The sequence below is a fragment of the Pseudomonas marginalis genome (assembly GCF_001645105.1).
In the GTDB taxonomy this organism is placed as follows: domain Bacteria; phylum Pseudomonadota; class Gammaproteobacteria; order Pseudomonadales; family Pseudomonadaceae; genus Aquipseudomonas; species Aquipseudomonas petroselini.
This window is the reverse complement of record NZ_LKEG01000022.1, coordinates 83,341-95,361: the sequence shown is the minus strand read 5'-3', so window position 1 is coordinate 95,361 and position 12,021 is coordinate 83,341. Positions and strand designations below refer to the sequence as shown.

11 protein-coding genes and 2 pseudogenes are annotated in these 12,021 nt (G+C 61.4%); 10 read left to right on the top strand and 3 right to left on the bottom strand.

Annotated features, from left to right (window positions below; all coding sequences use genetic code 11):
- Nucleotides 1-97 precede the first annotated feature (97 nt).
- From AO064_RS02925 to AO064_RS02905, 5 genes are all read left to right on the top strand, one after another.
- Nucleotides 98-922, top strand: a complete 825-nt coding sequence (locus AO064_RS02925; RefSeq protein WP_012722907.1) for an aspartyl/asparaginyl beta-hydroxylase domain-containing protein — start codon at nt 98-100, stop codon at nt 920-922.
- 150 nt (nt 923-1,072) lie between these two features.
- Nucleotides 1,073-2,446: a nucleotide 5'-monophosphate nucleosidase PpnN gene (gene ppnN / locus AO064_RS02920; RefSeq protein ID WP_064052323.1), complete on the top strand. Its 1,374-nt coding sequence runs from the start codon at nt 1,073-1,075 to the stop codon at nt 2,444-2,446.
- Nucleotides 2,447-2,722: 276 nt separating this feature from the next.
- Nucleotides 2,723-2,980, top strand: a complete 258-nt coding sequence (locus AO064_RS02915) for an AbrB/MazE/SpoVT family DNA-binding domain-containing protein (RefSeq protein ID WP_064052322.1) — start codon at nt 2,723-2,725, stop codon at nt 2,978-2,980.
- Nucleotides 2,977-3,372, top strand: a complete 396-nt coding sequence (locus AO064_RS02910) for a PIN domain-containing protein (protein WP_064052321.1) — start codon at nt 2,977-2,979, stop codon at nt 3,370-3,372. The genes AO064_RS02915 and AO064_RS02910 overlap by 4 nt, the downstream gene beginning before the upstream one ends.
- Before the next feature lie 70 nt (nt 3,373-3,442).
- Nucleotides 3,443-3,817, top strand: a complete 375-nt coding sequence (locus AO064_RS02905; protein WP_046035083.1) for a hypothetical protein — start codon at nt 3,443-3,445, stop codon at nt 3,815-3,817.
- 7 nt (nt 3,818-3,824) lie between these two features.
- Here AO064_RS02905 and AO064_RS02900 read toward each other — a convergent pair whose 3' ends face one another.
- On the bottom strand, nt 3,825-4,154 hold the full coding sequence (locus tag AO064_RS02900; RefSeq protein WP_064052320.1) for a YXWGXW repeat-containing protein: 330 nt from the start codon (nt 4,152-4,154) through the stop codon (nt 3,825-3,827).
- 176 nt (nt 4,155-4,330) lie between these two features.
- A pseudogene (locus tag AO064_RS02895) lies at nt 4,331-4,830 on the bottom strand (LysR substrate-binding domain-containing protein).
- Here AO064_RS02895 and AO064_RS02890 point away from each other — a divergent pair.
- Nucleotides 4,821-5,054: pseudogene (locus AO064_RS02890) on the top strand (NADP oxidoreductase); the annotation flags it as partial. The pseudogenes AO064_RS02895 and AO064_RS02890 sit on opposite strands and share 10 nt — an antisense overlap.
- An 85-nt stretch (nt 5,055-5,139) precedes the next feature.
- Here the strand turns inward: AO064_RS02890 and mqo are convergent.
- Complete coding sequence (gene mqo, locus AO064_RS02885; RefSeq protein WP_012722900.1) at nt 5,140-6,786, bottom strand: malate dehydrogenase (quinone); 1,647 nt, start codon at nt 6,784-6,786, stop codon at nt 5,140-5,142.
- 381 nt (nt 6,787-7,167) lie between these two features.
- Between mqo and AO064_RS02880 the strand changes: the two genes are divergently transcribed.
- From AO064_RS02880 to AO064_RS02865, 4 genes are read left to right on the top strand one after another with little or no spacing between them, the layout of a single operon-like run.
- On the top strand, nt 7,168-7,746 hold the full coding sequence (locus tag AO064_RS02880; protein WP_064052319.1) for a fimbrial protein: 579 nt from the start codon (nt 7,168-7,170) through the stop codon (nt 7,744-7,746).
- Between the two features lie 58 nt (nt 7,747-7,804).
- Nucleotides 7,805-8,503, top strand: a complete 699-nt coding sequence (locus AO064_RS02875; protein WP_064052318.1) for a fimbrial biogenesis chaperone — start codon at nt 7,805-7,807, stop codon at nt 8,501-8,503.
- A gap of 30 nt (nt 8,504-8,533) precedes the next feature.
- On the top strand, nt 8,534-11,110 hold the full coding sequence (locus AO064_RS02870; protein WP_064052317.1) for a fimbria/pilus outer membrane usher protein: 2,577 nt from the start codon (nt 8,534-8,536) through the stop codon (nt 11,108-11,110).
- Between the two features lie 2 nt (nt 11,111-11,112).
- Complete coding sequence (locus AO064_RS02865; protein ID WP_244159461.1) at nt 11,113-12,015, top strand: fimbrial protein; 903 nt, start codon at nt 11,113-11,115, stop codon at nt 12,013-12,015.
- The last annotated feature ends 6 nt before the right edge of the window (nt 12,016-12,021 follow it).

Here is a 12,021-nt window from a genome sequence, read left to right as displayed (position 1 = left end):
TTATTATGCGGTGGTTGTTTCAACATGTTTCAAAACCTAACCACTCGCGGCCACGGATCCGGACCTGTCGAATGGCGTCCTGCTGGAGCTGAGTTACATGAATATGCCTGCCTTGCGTAAAAAAGCGGTATCGGTCGCCTGGGTACTCGGCGTGTTGCTGATCATTGATGTGTTCCCCGAGACCACCTTGGTCTTTCTCGGCCTGGTGGTGGTCTGCGGTATCTACGACTTCCTGCGAAATGGCCTGTATGACGCGCCCACGATCAAGAAATACTTTATCGGCAGTGGCCGCAACACCTGGTTGCTGGCGCCGTTCAATACCTTGTTCGACCTGGTGAGCTCGCATAACCGCCATGTCTACACGATGCAGGACCTGCCACCCGCCTGGCGCGAAGACCTGCAACGGGTGATCGATGACGCCATGGCCCACAAGGACGAAATCATCGGCTACCTGGACGAACGCATGGCCGAGAAGAAGCGCGGCATGCTGTTTTTCCAGTGGTATGGCCACCCCATCGAGACCACCCTGGACATTCCGCAACTGCGCAAAAAACTCCCGTTCGTGAAAACCATTGGTGTGTCGGTGTTCAATGAGAACCGCTCGACCTCGTTTCACTTCGGCCCCCTGCGCATGATGTTCCGCGTGCTCTACAACATGGCCCCGGCGCCCCATCACGAGGGCGTCTACATCCAGGTGGGCAAGCACAAGCATTACTGGCACGACGACCCGCTGTTCATCTTCGATGACACGTTGATGCATGCGTCTTTCAACAAAAACGATGCCAAGCGTTACTGTCTGTTTATCGATATCGTGCGGCCGACCCCGGTACCCCGGGTTCTTAACGCCGTGATCGCTGGGTTTGCCGGCATGGCCTTTACCCTGCGTCGGGTTTTCTACAAAAACTGGAAGCTGATTCAGTGAGTTCTGCGGCATGATGGTGCTGGACGGTGTTTGCACTCGGCCTTGCGCCTGAGTTAAATAACCGTCTCGTGCGTCCGAATTCGGCGCCCATCATTCTCAAGCCATCGCAGCCCCTCGCGGGTGCGGTGGCTGCGCTTTCAAGGAATCAGAATGCCCCAACGTCAAGTCATCAACGCCTCCGTCAGCCCCAAGGGCAGCCTCGAAACCCTGTCCCAACGTGAAGTGCAGCAACTGAGCGAAGCCGGTACCGGCAGCATCTACACCCTGTTCCGCCAGTGCGCCCTGGCCATTCTCAACACGGGCGCGCATATCGACAACGCCAAGACCATCCTCGACGCTTATAAAGACTTTGAAGTGCGCATCCACCAGCAGGACCGCGGCGTGCGCCTGGAGCTGTTGAACGCCCCCGCCGATGCCTTCGTCGACGGCGAAATGATCGCCAGCACCCGCGAAATGCTCTTCAGCGCCCTGCGTGACATCGTCTACACCGAGAACGAGCTGGACAGCCAGCGTATAGACCTGAGCGATTCCCAGGGCATCACCGACTACGTGTTCCACCTGCTGCGCAACGCTCGTACGCTGCGCCCCGGTGTCGAGCCGAAGATCGTGGTGTGCTGGGGCGGGCACTCGATCAATACCGAAGAATACAAGTACACCAAGAAAGTCGGCCACGAACTGGGGCTGCGCAGCCTGGATGTGTGCACCGGCTGCGGCCCTGGCGTGATGAAAGGCCCGATGAAGGGCGCGACCATTTCCCACGCCAAGCAACGCATTACCGGCGGGCGCTACCTGGGCCTGACCGAGCCAGGCATCATTGCCGCCGAAGCGCCGAACCCGATCGTCAATGAGCTGGTTATCCTGCCGGATATCGAGAAACGCCTGGAAGCCTTCGTGCGCGTCGGCCATGGCATCATCATCTTCCCCGGCGGCGCCGGTACGGCAGAAGAGTTCCTGTACCTGCTGGGCATCCTGATGCACCCGGATAACCGCGACCTGCCGTTCCCGGTCATCCTCACCGGGCCCAAACACGCCGCGCCCTACCTGCAACAACTGCATGCCTTCGTCGGCGCCACCCTGGGTGAAGCAGCGCAAGCGCACTACCAGATCATCATTGATGACCCGGCCGAAGTGGCGCGCCAGATGACCGCGGGGCTCAAGGCGGTGAAGCAGTTCCGCCGCGAGCGCAACGACGCGTTCCACTTCAACTGGCTGCTGAAGATCGACGAAGGCTTCCAGCGCCCGTTCGACCCGACCCACGAGAACATGGCCAGCCTGCAGTTGAGCCACGCACTGCCGCCGCACGAACTGGCCGCCAACCTGCGCCGTGCGTTCTCGGGGATCGTGGCGGGTAACGTGAAGGACAAGGGTATTCGCCTGATCGAGCAAAACGGCCCGTATGAAATCCACGGTGACCCGGCCATCATGAAACCCCTGGACGAACTGCTACAGGCCTTCGTCGCTCAGCACCGCATGAAGTTGCCGGGCGGCGCGGCCTATGTGCCGTGCTACCGCGTGGTTCAATGAATTAGCCCCCAACCGTCCCTGCACAGCACAACGTCTTGCCGACTTAGACCGCGATCACATCGCCGGCGTGCTCGACAATGGCGTGCAGGGAAGGCGGATAATAGGGTGGCGGTTGGTCATGGTTTGTATCGCTTTAAACCCGGTGGAAGGGGGGCGAGCAAGGACAGTTGGGACTAGTGTTTTACCTATTCCAACTCACCCACACCCAATGAGCGACCTATGGACCAACGGATATTGTGCTCTGTCATTCCTTACCCTAGGGTAAGGAATATCACGATGGAGAACTTCACTATGGCAACCGCCACCCTGACCTCGAAAGGTCAAATCACCATTCCCGTCCAAGTCAGGACTGCCCTCGGCCTGGAAACAGGAGACCGGGTTGAATTTGTCGAAATGGAAAACGGACAGTTTTCCATCATTGCCGCGAGCAAGACGGTTCAGGACCTCAAGGGGCTGATCCGCAAACCTGCCAAGGCCGTCTCCATCGAACAGATGAACCAGGCCATCGCAGCGCAGGGAGCACACGCCGGATGATCGGGCTGGATACCAATGTGCTGGTACGCTACGTCACCCAGGATGATCCCGTTCAATCAGCCAAGGCGTCAGCGCTGATCGAGTCGCTGAGCACAGCCTCGCCAGGTTTTATCAGCATGGTTTCCATCGTGGAATTGGTCTGGGTGCTGCAAAGCTGCTACCAGTCGGCCAAGCGTGATGTAGTGACGGTACTGGAAACCCTGCTTCGCACCCGCGAATTGACCATAGAGCACGCAGAACTCATCTGGCAGGCGTTGCGCAAGTTTGTGGCGAACAAGGCCGACTTCGCAGACTGCTTGATCGAGCGCTGCGCCCACGCCGCCGGTTGCGAGTACACGGCCACCTTCGACCTCAACGCGATCAAGACAACGGGCATGAAGCGGCTGGCCTGAACCACAGCGTTGCGGCAGCGAGCGGGCTTTGGTAAAAACGGCTTATCACCTTGATCGAGAGAAAGACTACGTGCGCACGTTTCTACTCGCAGCGCTGGCCATCGCCCCCACCCTCGCCCAGGCAGACACCATCGCCTGGCCCGACCTGCCGGAAACCTGCTTTGTCAGTGGCCGCTCTGCCACCAGCACGGACGTCGACGCTGGCTGTGCGGCGTTCCTGATCAATGTAAAAGGCAAGGCCGCCGGCACGCCGATCAAGCTGGATATTCCGCAGTACGCCCTGCACATCGACGAAACCACCGGCAAGGAAACCCCGGTGATCCTCATCCAGGCGGAGGAGAACGGCGAGGTCAAGGCGGTGGGCTACAGGGAACTGGGCACCGATCAGCTCGGTGCCGCGCTGCTGCGGGAAGTTCGACTCCTGGGCACCCAGAAGCCGATTTAGCCGAGACTCAGCGAACCCAACCGCCACCCTGCCAGTGGTACCCATCACTACGCTGCACCCAATGCGGATGCACATAGCGATAGCCCTCGCGCACCGGCTCCCAATGGCCGTGCACCGCGACATAGCGCCCGCCTTCCCAGCGCCAGTAACCGCGTGACCATATGTAACCGTAGCGCACCGGTGGCTCGACTTCGATCACCTGCACCGGCGGCGGTTGCGGCGCGACGACTTCTACATACTCCCGTTGCACCGGCCTGCGCTCATGCACGACGCGCTCTTGCACACACCCGGATGCCGCGACGACCATGGCCGTCAATGCTGCATAACGTAGCCACATACAAACCCCTCGGGCGCTGACGCCCACCACTTACACTGCAAAAAATGCCCCCTTGTTGCAGCCGCTCTCCTGATCGGCCATGGGTCTTTTTTAACAGGTAGTGTCTGTCGGGTTGCTGAACCTGAGGGCGTTGCACTCAGGAACGCAGATGAAAGGCACCGTCAGCATTGGCCCACTCAAGCCGGCCCGAAACGCTCCAGCACCGCCTCCACAAACCGTCGTAACTTGGCAGTGCGCTGGCGATTTGCGGTGTAGAGCAAATGCATCGGCCGGCTCGGGGCCTCGAAGTTCGCCAGCACTTGCACCAATTCACCCCTCAACAGCGCCGGGCGCAGGAAGTCTTCGGGCCCCAGGACAATACCGAAGCCCTCCAGCGCAGCCGACATCAACGCCCTGATTTCGTTGATTTGCAGTCGGCTGGCAACCTGCACGCGGTAACGTGTCGGGCCTTGGTAGAGCACCCATTCACGATCGGCGCCAGGGAATCGGCTGCCTCGGCCTCCGTCAGGATGTGTTTGCAGCGCTCGTAGTACGCGCTACCCAACTCCGTCAGGCTTTGGCGACGCGTGGTGCGGTTGAGCAAGCGCGCGCCCAGGCGTTGCTCCAACGCACTGACATGCTTAGCCACCATCTGCGGTGACAGGTTCAAACGCTCGGCGGCGCGGGCGTCGAGCATTACCGGTGGCCGCGGACGACACGGCAGCGAAGGCACAGGTCATCACGTTACTCGACGAACTGGGTTTCGACGCCGTGGACGCCGGAGGCCTGGATGAAAGCTGGCGGCTGGAACGGGGCAAGCCTGCGTATTGCGTCGCGCTGGACCAAGCGGGTTTGAAGGCAGCGCTGGCGGCCGCCGAGCGCACGGTTGAACTGCCGCCTGTCGAGCGCTCCCGTATTTAAAAACACAAAAAAACCGCTGACCGTTACCGGTTCAGCGGTTTTTTCGTGACCGGTGAGATCCTGATCTCAGAACCTCGCCAGCGGCTTACAACGCCAGGTCAGATGCCGGCTTGCTCGGCTCAGCCGCAGGCTTGGCAGCCTCAGGCGCCTTCACAGCGGCCTTTTGCGGAATCACAGGCGGTGTTGGCAGTTGCAGGATATTGGCGGTGTAGGCCCATTCCTTGGCAACGGCCTCAGGGCTGTCGTTCAGCTTGGTGCCGTAGCTCGGTACGATCTGGTGCAGCTTGGACTGCCACTCAGGGGTCGCTACCTTGTCCTTGAACACTTTCTGCAGCACGGTCAGCATGATCGGAGCCGCGGTGGACGCGCCTGGCGATGCACCCAACAGGCCGGCGATGGTGTTGTCGGCGGAGCTGACCACTTCGGTGCCGAGTTTCAGGACGCCGCCCTGCTCTTCGTCACGCTTGATGATCTGCACGCGCTGACCGGCCTGCCACAGGCGCCAGTCGGATTGCTTGGCGTTCGGGAAGTACTCTTGCAGCGCCTTGAAGCGGTCGTCATCCGACAGCATCAGTTGGCCGGCGAGGTACTCGACCAGTGGGTATTCACGAATACCGACTTTGGTCATTGGCCAGATGTTATGGGTGGTGGTGCTGGTCAGCAGGTCCAGGTACGAGCCTTCTTTCAGGAACTTGGTCGAGAAAGTCGCGAATGGGCCAAACAGGATAACGCGCTTGCCATCCAGTACGCGGGTGTCCAGGTGCGGAACCGACATCGGAGGCGCGCCAACCGACGCCTTACCGTAGGCCTTGGCCAGGTGCTGCTCGGCGACGGTTGGGTTATCGGTCACCAGGAACGAACCGCCCACAGGGAAGCCTGCGTATTCTTTGGCTTCAGGAATGCCCGACTTTTGCAGCAAGTGCAGTGCACCGCCACCGGCGCCGATGAACACGAACTTGGCGTCGGTTTCAGTCTTGGTGCCGTCTTTGAGGTTTTTGTAGCTGACACGCCACGAACCGTCGGCGTTCTTGGTGATGTCCTGCACTTCGCTCGACAGTTTCAGGTCGAACTTAGGGGTGGTTTGCAGGTGAGCGACGAACTGGCGGGTGATCTCGCCGAAGTTCATGTCGGTCCCCAGCGGGCTCCAGGTGGCCGCGATTTTCTGGTTCGGGTCACGCCCTTCCATCATCAGCGGAACCCACTTGGCGATCTGCGCCGGGTCTTCGGAGTACTGCATGCCGGCGAACAGCGGGCTCGCTTGCAGGGCTTCGTAGCGTTTTTTCAGGAACTTGATGTTGTCATCGCCCCACACAAAGCTCATGTGCGGTGTGGAGTTGATGAACGAACGCGGGTTCTTCAGCACGCCCTGCTGGACCTGCCAGGACCAGAACTGACGGGAGATCTGGAACGCTTCGTTGATCTCGACCGCTTTCGGGATCTCAACGTTGCCGTTCTTGTCTTCCGGGGTGTAGTTCAGCTCAGCCAGGGCCGAGTGACCGGTACCGGCGTTGTTCCAGCCGTTGGAGCTTTCTTCGGCCACGCCATCGAGGCGCTCGACCATTTCCATCGACCAGCTCGGTTCCAGCTCATTGAGCCATACACCCAGGGTCGCACTCATGATGCCGCCGCCGATCAGCAGCACATCGACTTTCTTTGCCTCTTCCGCTTGAACGGACGTAATCCCCAGCGACAAAGCCAGCCCCAGCAGGGCAGTGTTTACTTTTTTAAACATCAGTAGCACCTATGATAAAACGCCATCCGCCCCACCGCCCCTGACTCTCAAGGCCGCAGGGTGAGCACACAAGGCCGATGTATCGACCTCACTTTTATGTCCCTTCTGCGCTGACTTCTTATCATTATTGGCTTCAGCTACCTGGGCGACAGCCAACCGCCGGGACGTATACGGATGTACGTACCAGAGAACGACCAGACCAAGATGGCGCGCAGAATATCACGGCCAGCGCCAGATATGGGCTCGCCGGTCGAATGGCGCCACTACTTCGCCATTTTTTTAAGATCCGTCTCATGTGCCTCACAACCGCCGCAATGCACCATGGATTGGCTCACTCACGCGTGAGCAGACAACCATCCATCTCTCTAAAGGGGCATTGCAATGCTGAACAAACTGAGCCAACTCACCCTCGCCTGCGGCGCTTGCTGGCTGCTGGCCGGCACCGCACACGCGGCCGATGGGCAGATCGAGTTCACCGGTTCCGTTACCGATAACGCCTGCACCATCACCACGGGCGACGTGAATAAATCCGTGACCCTGGACCCAGTACGTATCGCTGATTTCGCGCCCACCGTGGGTTCGGTGCTCACCGACAAAGCCAAACCGTTTTCCATCAGCCTGGACAACTGCAGCACCGCCACCCGCAACAGCGTCGCGATCACCTTCAGCGGCCAGCAAGACGTCACCGACCCGACCCTGCTCGGCCTGACCGGTGAAAACCAGGTGCGCGGTATCGCGATCCAGATCTCCGACGCCCGTAACGGTAACAAGCTGCCACTGAACACGCCGACCGCCGACTACGACCTGCGTGCGCAGTCCAACACCTTCGACTTTACCGCCGCCTACGTGCGCACCGTCGCCGACACGACCACCGGCGAAGGCGATACCGCCAAGACCACGTCCGGTATCGGCACCGGTCAGGTGCACGCCCTGGCCAGCTTCGACGTTACCTACAAGTAATTGCTCGTCAATACCGTGGGCCGTCCGCCGGCCCGCGGACTTCCAAAGGTCCCTCATCATGCGTTTTAAAGTGTACTTTTTGCTGGCCCTGTTCCCGCTCTGGCACAGCGCGGCAGCCAACGCCGCCGTCACGGTCGGCGCCACGCGGCTGATCTACGACGGCGCTTCCAGCGAAGCCAACCTCACGGTCAGCAATCGCGAAGACACCTCGCCCTACCTGGTGCAGTCCTGGGTCAGCCGCTTTGCCGGCGGCAATGAAGAAAGCGTCGACAGCTTTATCGTCACCCCGCCGCTGTTCCGACTGGATGCCAACAAGGAAAACATCCTGCGCGTCATTTTCACCGGCGGCACCGATGTGCCCCAAGACCGCGAAAGCCTGTTCCTGATGAACGTCAAGGCAATCCCGGCCATGAGCGACGACCAGAAAGGCAAGAACGTACTGCAGATTGCCCTCAAGACCACCATCAAGCTGTTCTACCGCCCGGCCGGCGTCAAAGGTTCGCTCAAGGACGCGGTGGCCCAGGTGGGCTGGACGTCCAAGGCGGGGGCATTGCATTTCAATAACGGCTCCAAGCTTCACGTGGTGGTCAGCGAACTCACGCTCAACGGCCTGCCGATCACCCAGGCGCCGGATGTGCTGCGCCCCGGGGAACAGCGCGAACTGCCGATCCAGGCCAAGGCGGGCGATGAAGTGTCGCTCAGCTATATCGACGACTACGGCAGCATCGTGACCGCCCCTCTTATCCGCATTCACTGATACACGCGCACGCCCCCACCAGGAACGCTCATGCCCCGTTCATTCCGATTCACGCGCCGTCGCGCCGTGAAGGCTTTCGGCTGCCCGCTCGCGGCGGCCATGGCCTTGCACTTGGCCCCCGCACACGCCGGCTACGAGTTCGATGCGTCGTTCCTCGAGATCGGCGGCGGGCAGAGTTCGGCGGCGGTAAAACAACAGGTCAGCGCCATGAGCGAAGGCCAGTTGCCGGGCATTTATCGGGTGGATGTGCGGGTCAACCAGCACGCGGTCGAGCAACGCGATGTGCGTTTCGTACGCGCCACCGGCACCGCGGACCGCTCGGCCACCGGGCTGTTTCCGTGCCTGGATGTCGAGTTTTTCCGCGCCCAGGGAGTGGCCGACACCGCCCTGCACAACAGAAGCGACGCCGACACCACCTGCATTGCCTTCGACCAGGGCCTGGCCGGGGTGGTCTACGACTACGACTTCAACCACCAATTGCTGTCGATCGAGATTCCCCAAGCGTACCTGGGCAGCATTCCGTTTGAGGTGCGCCGTCGACAGTGGAGCGACGGTGAGAACGTGGCGTTCACCAACTACAGCTTCAGCGGCAGCACGGCAGAGTCCGACAGCGGCCGCCGCCAGAACCAGTTCGGCAGCCTGCGCAGCGGCATCAATGCCGGGGCCTGGCGCCTGCGCAATTTCTCGACCTGGCAGAAAGGCACGGGCGACGCCGGGCGCTGGGAGTCGATGGAAACCTACGCCCAGCGGGACATGGGCAACATGATGGCGATTGCCACCCTGGGCGACGCCACCACCGAAGGCGACCTGTTCGACGCGATTCCCTATCGCGGTCTGGGCATCGCCTCGGACCTGGACATGCTGCCCGACCAGTCCCGTGAATTCGCGCCGGTGGTTCGCGGCATCGCCAATGGCCGCTCGCGGGTGATCATCCGCCAGCGCGGCTACGTGATCCATGAGCAATGGGTGCCCTCAGGGCCGTTTGCCTTGACCGATCTTTATCCCACCGCCAGCAACGGCGACATCGAGGTCACGGTGGAAGGCCCGGACGGCCAGCGCCAGGTCTACACCCAGTCGTTTTCGTCGGTGCCCTACATGCTGCGCGAGGGGCAACAGAGCTACTCGGTCTTCGCCGGCCAATACCGCCCGGCGCAGTCAGCGTTTGTGCAAGAGACCCCGACCTTCATCCAGGCCTCGCTACGCCGAGGCTTGAGCGGCAGTACCACGCTGTTCGGCGCCAGCCTGCTCAGTGATCAATACAACGCCGGCCTGCTGGGTTTCGCCCACGATTTCGCCGGCTTCGGCGCGATTTCAGTGGACGTGACCCACGCCCGCAGCGACGCCATGGGCCATGAAAAAACCAGCGCCAGCGGCCAGTCGTTCCGCTTTCGCTATTCCAAATCCCTGGCGGCCACCGACACCAATTTCAGCCTGATCGGCTACCGCTACTCCACCGGCGGCTACTACTCGTTCAACGAGGCGCTCAACAGCCGCAACGCCGGGCAAACCCTGGACACGTACCGCAGCGGCCATATGAAAAGCAACTTCACCGCCAACGTGTCCCAACAACTGGGCGGCTACGGCGGGGTGTACGCCAACGTGTCGAAAACCGCGTATTGGGACAAGGGCCAGGCCGACACCTCAATCCAGTTGGGTTACAGCGTGAGTTCCGGGAGCATTTCCTACTCCCTCGGGCTGGGCCTGAACAAAGGCGCCGACAGTCACGATCGCAGCCTGTCCCTGAGCATCAGCATGCCCCTGGGCGGTACACGCAACCAGCGGGTCACCGCCAACATGAACCAGAGCGCGCGCGGCGCGGCGTCACGCACCGCGACCCTCAGCGGCAACGCGTTTGAAGACGACACCCTGGCCTACAGCGCGGGTGTGTCACAGCAAGTCAACGGCGCCCAACGCCAGGCGGGCGGCACGTTCGCCGCCCAGTACGACGCGCCGAGCGCGATTGTGCGCGGTGCCTACAACGAGTCCACCGGCAACCGCCAACTGGACCTGGGCGTGGAAGGTTCGGTGGTGGCGTACGGCAGCAACCTGATGTTCAGCCAGCCGCTGGGCGAAACCAATGTGATCGTCGCCACGCCGGGGGCCGCCGACGTGGCGGTCACCAACAAGCGCGGGGTGCGCACCAATGCCAATGGCTACACGGTGGTGCCGTCCGCCCTGCCCTATCGCAAGAACCGTGTGTCGCTGGACACCCAGTCGATGTCCGCCGACGTCGACATCGCCGAACCGGTGCAGGACGTCACGCCCAATCGCGGCGCCTTCGTGCTGGCGGACTTCGACACCCGGCGCGGCAAACGCATTCTGTTCCGCATCCGCGACACCCAAGGCGAAGCCGCACCCTTCGCCGCGCGCGCCGAACTCTTCGCGGCAGACGGCCGTTCGCTGGGCAACACCCTGGTGGCGGACAAGGGCCGCGCGTTCCTGACCGGCGTGCCGCCCGAGGCACGCCTGTTGATCAGCGTGGACGGGCAACCGTGGTGCAGCCGCGAATTGAAACTGCAAGACGACGGTCCTGCCGAGGGTGGGATTACTCAACTGAACATTCAATGTGAGCGCGCGGCCGGTGAGTCGGGCGCCAAGGATTCGTGATCATGAATATCCTGGGCAAAACGCACGCTGGGCTGATGCTGGCGTTGGTGTGCGCCGTATTGAGCGGCCTGCCGCAATCGGCGCACGCCTTGATTGGTGGCAACCTCGAATGCTCAATGCCGGGCTACCCGAGCAATGGGTACCGGTTCACGCCGGGGCAGGAGATCGATATTGCCTATACCGGCACTTGCACCATTCGCCGGGCCTTCCCTTATGCGGCCGGCATGAATGCGCAGATCGCCTATATGTCCGGCGCCGATCAGGCCCGGTTGCGCTTTGTCGACCCATACAACAACACCTACATGCTTGAGTTGCCCCTGGGCCAATATGGAGGGAGTTGTCTGGGCGGGCCCTGCCGGCCGCTGCCGCTCAACACGGTGGTGCCCTATCGATACAGACTGGTGGGCACGGCGCCCCGTACTACGGGCCGGCGCTATGTCCAGCTGTACCTTGGCGTGACTTCGCATAATTACGCCAATTGGGCCGAATGGTTCATGCAATATCCGTTTAACTACACGGTCTACCTGCCCGCCTGCAGCTTGAGTTCACCGAGCAGCGTCGACCTATCGTTCGGCACCATCAGCAGTGCCGACCTCAGTAACCAGAAGCAATCCACCTCGGTATCAGTCACCTGCCCAGCCGCTGTACAAGCCACCGCTACGCTGGTGCCAAGCCAAGCGGTGGTCAGCGCCAGTAACGGCGTATCGCGCACCACCTTGGCGGGGCTGAACATGCAGGCACGCTGGGGGGATAACACGCCGGTAAACCTGAACAGCCCGCGCACCCTGCAGCTTCGCCAGGGCAGCAACAGCTTGGGGCTGGGTTTCACCCCACAATTGGAAAGCGGCCAATCCCCGGCCGGTGCCTTCCAGAGCCAATACACCCTGACCATCGACTATCGCTGAGACCAT

Coding starts and splice junctions, on each gene's coding strand:
- AO064_RS02925 (WP_012722907.1), top strand. CDS start 98: ATGAATATGCCTGCCTTGCGTAAAAAAGCGGTATCGGTCGCCTGGGTA.
- ppnN (WP_064052323.1), top strand. CDS start 1,073: ATGCCCCAACGTCAAGTCATCAACGCCTCCGTCAGCCCCAAGGGCAGC.
- AO064_RS02915 (WP_064052322.1), top strand. CDS start 2,723: ATGGAGAACTTCACTATGGCAACCGCCACCCTGACCTCGAAAGGTCAA.
- AO064_RS02910 (WP_064052321.1), top strand. CDS start 2,977: ATGATCGGGCTGGATACCAATGTGCTGGTACGCTACGTCACCCAGGAT.
- AO064_RS02900 (WP_064052320.1), bottom strand. CDS start 4,154: ATGTGGCTACGTTATGCAGCATTGACGGCCATGGTCGTCGCGGCATCC.
- mqo (WP_012722900.1), bottom strand. CDS start 6,786: ATGTTTAAAAAAGTAAACACTGCCCTGCTGGGGCTGGCTTTGTCGCTG.
- AO064_RS02880 (WP_064052319.1), top strand. CDS start 7,168: ATGCTGAACAAACTGAGCCAACTCACCCTCGCCTGCGGCGCTTGCTGG.
- AO064_RS02875 (WP_064052318.1), top strand. CDS start 7,805: ATGCGTTTTAAAGTGTACTTTTTGCTGGCCCTGTTCCCGCTCTGGCAC.
- AO064_RS02870 (WP_064052317.1), top strand. CDS start 8,534: ATGCCCCGTTCATTCCGATTCACGCGCCGTCGCGCCGTGAAGGCTTTC.
- AO064_RS02865 (WP_244159461.1), top strand. CDS start 11,113: ATGAATATCCTGGGCAAAACGCACGCTGGGCTGATGCTGGCGTTGGTG.